General features: G+C 63.0%; 8 protein-coding genes and 4 pseudogenes. All 12 read right to left on the bottom strand.

The genetic code is table 11. The features are described 5' to 3' along the window. Positions 1–134, bottom strand: a pseudogene (locus ACUVTA_RS06500) (HEAT repeat domain-containing protein); the annotation flags it as partial. Between the two features lie 9 nt (positions 135–143). Next, complete coding sequence (locus tag ACUVTA_RS06495) at positions 144–446, bottom strand: HEAT repeat domain-containing protein (protein ID WP_445952147.1); 303 nt, start codon at positions 444–446, stop codon at positions 144–146. Between the two features lie 23 nt (positions 447–469). Beyond that, positions 470–1036: a CheB methylesterase domain-containing protein gene (locus ACUVTA_RS06490; protein ID WP_445952156.1), complete on the bottom strand. Its 567-nt coding sequence runs from the start codon at positions 1034–1036 to the stop codon at positions 470–472. A gap of 163 nt (positions 1037–1199) precedes the next feature. After that, positions 1200–1403, bottom strand: a pseudogene (locus ACUVTA_RS06485) (response regulator); the annotation flags it as partial. A 77-nt stretch (positions 1404–1480) separates the two neighbouring features. After that, entirely contained in the window at positions 1481–2485 is a 1005-nt protein-coding gene (locus tag ACUVTA_RS06480; RefSeq protein ID WP_445952146.1) for a chemotaxis protein CheW, read from the bottom strand. Then, positions 2401–2927, bottom strand: a pseudogene (locus tag ACUVTA_RS06475) (chemotaxis protein CheW). Before ACUVTA_RS06475 ends, ACUVTA_RS06480 begins: the two are co-directional and overlap by 85 nt. Before the next feature lie 67 nt (positions 2928–2994). Then, entirely contained in the window at positions 2995–3711 is a 717-nt protein-coding gene (locus tag ACUVTA_RS06470; RefSeq protein WP_445952145.1) for a methyl-accepting chemotaxis protein, read from the bottom strand. A gap of 51 nt (positions 3712–3762) precedes the next feature. After that, the gene (locus tag ACUVTA_RS06465; RefSeq protein ID WP_445952144.1) at positions 3763–3960 is read right to left on the bottom strand and encodes a hypothetical protein; all 198 of its coding nucleotides are present in this window, start codon (positions 3958–3960) and stop codon (positions 3763–3765) included. After that, positions 3957–4178 (bottom strand): hypothetical protein, encoded by a 222-nt coding sequence (locus ACUVTA_RS06460; protein WP_445952143.1) that lies wholly within the window; start codon positions 4176–4178, stop codon positions 3957–3959. Before ACUVTA_RS06460 ends, ACUVTA_RS06465 begins: the two co-directional genes overlap by 4 nt. 83 nt (positions 4179–4261) lie before the next feature. After that, positions 4262–4406, bottom strand: a pseudogene (locus tag ACUVTA_RS06455) (methyl-accepting chemotaxis protein); the annotation flags it as partial. Positions 4407–4738: 332 nt separating this feature from the next. Further along, positions 4739–5203, bottom strand: a complete 465-nt coding sequence (locus ACUVTA_RS06450) for an HD-GYP domain-containing protein (protein ID WP_445952155.1) — start codon at positions 5201–5203, stop codon at positions 4739–4741. A 1198-nt stretch (positions 5204–6401) separates the two neighbouring features. Continuing rightward, a partial coding sequence (locus tag ACUVTA_RS06445) for a hypothetical protein (RefSeq protein ID WP_445952142.1) occupies positions 6402–6781 on the bottom strand: 380 nt, incomplete at its 5' end.

The raw sequence follows: 6781 nt of genomic DNA, 5'->3' as shown, positions 1-6781 counted from the left end.
AGGCCCATTTCGCCCAGGAACTCCACCGCCGCCACGACGTTTATTTCGGGGTCTGAGGCCACCACCCGGCGCAACAATTCGACCGCTTCCTTGCAGCGCAGCTCGCCGAGCACGTTGACCGCAAGTATGCGCACGTCCGGGTCTTAGTCGTCCAGCAGCCGGCGCACCGCGCCCAGCGACTTGTCCTCCAGAACCTGGAGCACTTCGACGGCCGCGTTCCGAACGTAGGCGTCGCGGCTGCGCAAGAGCTCCGCGCAGCGCGCCGCCACGGTCTCGGTGCCGATGGCGATGAGGGAGCTGATGATGGCCTCCTGCACGGCCCGGCTTGGCTCCCGGGTCAGCCTTTCGACGAGGCAGTTCACCACCCCGTCCTCCGGATACCGGGAAAGGTCCAGGGCCGCCCGGTATCGCTCTCCTTCCTCGGGATGCTCCCTTAGCGTGCTCATCAGACACTGCATCTTTTCCGCCTTCAACCCCGGCATACCCCCTCGACTATGCGCTGCGCGATGTGGTACGACGGGGCGAGCACCTCCGCCCCGCCGCGCAAGTACGCCTCCTTGGGCATGCCCCACACCACCGCCGTCTCCTCCGCCTCGGCGATGGTGTAGCCGCCCCGCTTCCTGATTTCAACCATGGCCTCGGCGCCGTCGCTTCCCATGCCGGTAAGCAGCACCCCGACTACGTCCCGCGCCGCGACGTGCTCGAGAACGGAGCGCATGGTCACGTCTACCGATGGGAAATAGAGGGTGTCGGCGGGCTGGCGGCTCAGCCTGGCGACGAGGCGCCCGTTTGTGCCCGGGCCCACCTTCAGGTGCCACCCGCCCCTGGCCACAAGCACCCTGCCCGGTGCCAGCTCGTCCCCGTCGGCCGCCTCCTTGACCGCCAGCTGGCACGCCCGGTCCAGGCGCTCGGCAAGGGAGGCGGTGAAGCTTTCCGGCATGTGCTGCGCCAAGAGCACCGCCGCCGGCAGGTCGCCTGGAAGGTAGGGCAGGATGTCGATCAGCGTGCGCGGCCCCCCTGTCGAAACCCCGATCACCACCACCTTGAAGCCGCGGCGTGCGGCGCGGCTTGGCCCCCGCCGCCTTGACCTTGCTCACTATCTCCCGCTGCAACTGCTTGATCCCCAGGGATATCGTGCCGCCCGGCTTGCCGACAAAGTCGACGGCGCCTAGTTCCAGAGCTTCGATGGTGGTGAGCGCGCCCTCCTGGGTGAGAGAGGAGATCATCACCACCGCGCAGGGCGCCTCAAGCAGGATGCGCTGGAGAGCGGTGAGCCCGTCCATCTTCGGCATGTTGACGTCCAGGGTGACTACGTCCGGACGCAGTTCCTTCGCCTTGGCCACCGCCTCCTCGCCGTCGCGGGCTACGTCGACCACTTCTATCTGCGGGTCGGCGGCCAGCATCTCCCGCAGGCACTTGCGCATGAAGGCGGGGTCGTCAGCCACCAGCACCCGTATCCGCTTCGCGTTCCACGCGCCGCTCAAATTCGGCCAGCTCCTCCTTTTCCCCAAAGGAAAGAACTTCCCGTACGTCCAGCACGATGATCAGCCGCTCGCCGCCGGCGGCCTTGGCTATGCCCCTGATGAAACGCGTGTCCACGTTCGCAGGAAGGATCTCCGGAGCAGCCTCCACGCTGGCACGGGGGCACCTTGATCACTTCCCGGACCGCATCGACCACGATACCCGTGAGAACCCCTTCCATTTCGACCACGACGATGCGCGTGTATTCGTCCCTGCTTTTGGCAGTCATCCCGAAACGTTTGCGTAAGTCGATTACCGGAATGACGGTGCCGCGCAGGTTGATTGCCCCTTCCACAAAGTGCGGCGCCCTGGGCACCGTGACGATCTCCGGCACGCGGATGATCTCCCGGACTTCGGTGATGCCGGCGGCGAACTCCTCTTCGCCCAGCCTGAAGGTGACGAGCTGCTCTTCCTCCTCGCCGGTGCCGGCTCCCCGCTGTTCTGCGTTCTCTCCAGTCTCGGCCATGGCCGTCACCTCCAAGAGGTCGCCAGAGGCAAGCAGCCTCTCTGCCGCAAGCACGTAGACCAGCCGCTTGCCCTCAGCCAGTTTGCATACGCCGCTAATCCCTTCTTCCGAGGCCGAGCGCAGCAAGGCGGGCACGGGATCTATGACCGTTTTCGGCACCCGCAGCACTTCGGCCACCGCATCCACCACGAGGCCCACCGTTGCCCCTTGCTGTCCCTGGCCTGCGGAGCGCAGGTTCACCACCACTACGCGGGCCCGGTCGTCCAGTTCTCCATCGCCCAATCTAAAGGGCGTGCGGAGGCTCACCACCGGCAGGACCCGGCTCCGCAGCACCATTACCCCGGCGACGTATTCCGGCGCGTTCGGCACCCGGTTTATGCTTTCCGGGAGGTGCACTATTTCCTGCACCGCTGCTATGTCCAGGCCGTATTCCTCCGCGCCCAGGCGGAAGCTGACAAGCTGGACCTCCTCTTTTTCTTCTCTTTGGCGTTCCTCCACGCGGCCGGTGTGAACAGCCGTTCTCTCCTCGCGAGCCTTCCCCCGTATTCCTCGCCCTTCATGAGCTTCGCGGCGTCGACCAGGAGAACCAGGCGCTCGCCCCCGGAAAGCCTGGCCACGCCGCGCAGGAATTCCGCCCTGGCCCCCGTCTCCCTGACCTTTTCGATCTCCCCGGCGGCAACGTTGACCACTTCGGAAACCCGGTCGACGATGAAACCGATCCGCCTGGCGCCGTCATCCAGGACAATCACGCGGCTCGTGTCTCCCGGCGGCCGTTTTTCCAGCCCGAACTTGACCCGGGTGTCGACGACGGCCAGTATGTCTCCGCGCAGGTTGGCCAGGCCCTCGAAATAGGGCGGGTCCGGGGGACTTTAACCATCCCCGGGACCCGGATTATTTCCTGTACGTACTCGATGTCGATGCCGTAGACCTCGTCGCCCACGTGAAAGGTCACGCATTGCCTGGCGCCGCGTGCACCGTTGTACGCCACGTCTCTCCCCCCTTGCGCTCTAGAGCTGCTGCAGCTCGTCCGCCAGGGCGGCGATCTCTTCAATGGCTCTGGAGAGCTCCTGCATGCCCTGGGCCTGCTGTTTTACTGCCGTAGCGGCTTCCTCTGCAGCCGAAGCGGACTCCTGTGCCGCCTGGGCAATCTGATCGACGGCCTTGCGCGACTGCTGCACTGCCGCAACGATTTGGGCCGCGTCTTCGTTGATCTCCCGCGCGCCTGCAAGGATCGTCTTCATATCGGCCTCGATGCGCACCAGATCCTCGGCGGTCTTCTTGGCCTTTTCCACTTCTTCCCTGGTCGACTCCCCGACGGCCTCGATGTCCTTGAGCACCGTGCTGACCTGGTCCTGGATGGCCTTCACCAGGTCTTTGATCTGGTCGGCGTTTCGCGCACTGTCCTGGGCCAGGTTGCGGATGTCCGATGCCACCACGGCAAATCCCTTGCCGTATTCGCCGGCGCGCGCCGCCTCGATGGCCCCGCTGACCGCCAGCATGTTCGTCTGGATGCCCACGGTAACGATGGTGTCCACGATCTTGTCGATCTGTCTGGCCCGACCTTCCAGGACCTTCACTTTCTTAACGTTCTCTATGTTGGCCTCAAGGGCCAGGGAAATTCCCCGGATAAACTCGTCTACGTTAACCTTGTTGCGGGCCAAGATGGCGGCAAGGTTCTCCGCCTTCTCTAGCGAGGCGGCGGCCCGCTCGCTGATGAACTTCACTCCGCTCTCTATCTGGGCTGCGGCGCTGGCGGACTCTTCGGCCGCCTTGGCCTAGGCCTGGGCGCCCCGCGAGATCTGGTCGAGGGCCGCCATGATCTCCTGCGCGGACCGGCTGGCCTCTTCGATGGCGGCAGAAAGCTCCTCCGCAGCCGCCGCCAGCCCCTCGGCCGACTTGGACACATCGGTGGAGCGCTTGAGTTCCTCGGCCGTCTCGGCAAGCTCGTTGGCGGAGGTGCCGATGTCGCTCAAGGCCCTGGCCTGCTGGTCGACGGCCTTGAGGGCCTCCTGGGAACCCTTGCCTGTTTCTCGGCGGCCTTGGCTATCTCCGAAGCCCCCTGCTGGAAGACTTCGACGCTGCGCATGGACTCCTGAGAGAGGTTGTTGATTTCCACCGCCGCGGCCACTACCTCTTCCGTGGCGCTCGCCGCGGTGACCAGTTCCTCGGTGAGGGCCTTGCTCTTCTCCACCTCCTGGCGAGCGGTAGCCGCGGCCTAGTTGATGGCTTCGGCCACCTCTCTGACGTCCTGCTGGATGGCGCCAATGAGCTCACGAATGTCGTTGGCGGCCTTTTCCGAGGTCTCGGCGAGGGTGCGGACCTCGTCGGCCACCACGGCAAACCCCTTGCCGTGCTCTCCCGCCCTGGCCGCCTCGATGGCCGCGTTAAGCGCCAGGAGGTTGGTCTGGTCGGCTATCTTTACCACCGCCCGCACGATCTCGCTGATGTTGTCCGCACGAAAGCTGCTCTGTGGCCGTGGCGATGCGTTCCGCCATTTGCTGCTGCTTGGCAAAGGTCCTGGCTTGTTTGCGCTGGGCCTCGAGCTTCCGCTGGTCGACCTGCCTGGCAGCAGGCTCGGCCTTGGTTTCAACGTGCGGCACTTCCAATTTAGTCGTCGGCGGCGCCAATTTTCTTTCTTCCATAACCAATTCCTCCTTGAGATTAGTTATCATTGTCGTTTTTTTTGGACAACTAAGCAATGGGCCTAACCGCCCAAAGGCTCAGGAAACACTGCAACACCTCCGGATCGAACTACCCGCTGCTCGAAGATATAATCTCTAGCGCCTGCCCGGGCTCGACCGGCTTGCGATACCGCCTGTAGCTGGTCAAAGCGTCGAAAGCGTCTGCTACCGCGATCATGCGCGCCACCAGCGGTATCTCCCCCCCGGAGAGACCGGCCAGGTAGCCCTTGCCGTCGTACCTTTCGTGGTGGTAAAGGGCACCTTTGACCACCACGTCAGCAAAACCCAGGCTCCGCAGCAGCATGGCCCCGATCTGCACGTGCTGTTTCATTTCCGCCCAGTCTGCCTCGGTGTACTTTTCCGCAGACTTCAGCAGCTGGTCGGAGATGCCGATCTTGCCAATGTCGTGAAGCAACCCGGCGTCAGAGTACAGCCGCCTTTCGTGCTCTCCCAGCCCCCACGCCTCTGCCAGGCGCAGCACGTGGCCCGACACGTTCTGGGAGTGAACCGCGCTGATCCTGTCCCTGGCAGCCAGCGCAAAGAACAGCGCGCGGCCGAGGTCGGCAGCCAGCTTTTCCTGAGGTGCCTGCTGGATCTATAACCTCACCTCCTTAAACCAATTGGGTGCAAAAATGCGCTCACCGCTTATGCAAAAAATATAGGCAGGCACGTCACAGTCACAAACTAACTGTGCGCGCCTGCCCGATCGCCAACAGCACAGATAAGGAACGAGTGGCTCCTGACCGTCAAGCAACTAGGGCGGAGCTTTGATTGATTGTTTGATTGATTGATTGCAAAATCATTGCCACTCCGTTCCCTCTTCTACCGGCGCTTCCCGGTCCAGCCCGCTTCATCCACTAACTCCATCTTCCCTGGTTGGGCGACACCTGCTTTCACGTGCGTATTGCAACCGGTCTGGTTGGTCAACGCATCTGAACCGACCGGAAGCCGACAAGAATTACCAATTTGTGCCCCTTTCTCGGGGTGAATATAATACGACGACGACCGACAAATTCCTCCCGGATTTCCTGTAATAAGCCAAGAATTTTTCCGGTTGCCCAGGCTTGCCTATCTCCATATAGCCCCGCGCCGATGGGCCTTAGCGCCGCCTCTTCATTGGGGGGAGATCCCTACCACCCTTTCGGTCGCGGCGGATCTGCCGATAAACGTATCGGTAAGCGACCTGTTCCGGGTAAAGGGCAGGCAGTTCCTTCGGCAGCTCTGCGAACTGCCCGAAGCGGAGAGGATAGTCCTGGCCTAGAACTTCAAAGTCCTCGAGGCCCTGGAGGCGAAAATGGCGGCTATTGAAGAAGAGTTTGACCATGGGGCTATTGCTCTGCCCGGCGTCGAAATCCTTTCAGCCATACCAGGGATAGTTCCCAAAGTGCGAGAGTTGGGCTAGGGCGGAATCGCTTCGGTCTGTCGGAGTATTAAGGAGCGAAACTCTCCAAAAGAGCGGCCGGCGAGAGAAGGCGGGAATTAGTGTGACTAAAAACGACCTGTCGCCCGCCCAAAGGAAGCAGTGGCCCGCCGATAGGCCACAGGTTACATACCCGTGTAGAACCATAGCGCATCCCGGCAGGCGCCGTGCCTGCCGGATTTGTTAACTGCGCGCGCCTGTAGAAACCCGTACCCCCACCCTGCTCGATCTACCGGGATATGGCGCACTACCGCCAGGCAGTCCACGGTATCAACCTGGCGTAAATCCAACCTAATTTCAAACGACGAGGGGGTTAGCCTATCTGCCGCAGGATGTGCCAGTGGGCGCCGCGGCTGCCGCGGCGGATCGCCTCCGCAAGGCGCAGGTTCTGGTTGTAGTTGTAGCTCCGGCCCGCCGCCGGCGCCATGAAGAGAAACCGCGCGTCGCGGCCTATCAGGCCGGACACAAGGGCCTCCGGCTCCGGACCAAGGGCCGAGGAGAGGTAGAACACCGGCTCAAGGTAGTTTTCGTTGCCTTCGACCCTGCCCCTGAGGTTTGGGTTGTCCGGGGAGAACCCCTCTTCCTCGACCAGGGCGGCCAGACCCGTGCCCGGGTAGATCCTCACCCCCACGGCCACCCCGATGGCGGTCACGGCCAGGCTCTTCACCACCTGTATGGTCTCGGCCACGGTCT

The organism is Thermodesulfitimonas sp., assembly GCF_052743955.1.
Note: the sequence above shows the minus strand (reverse complement) of the source record. Positions and strands in the feature narration are given on the sequence as shown.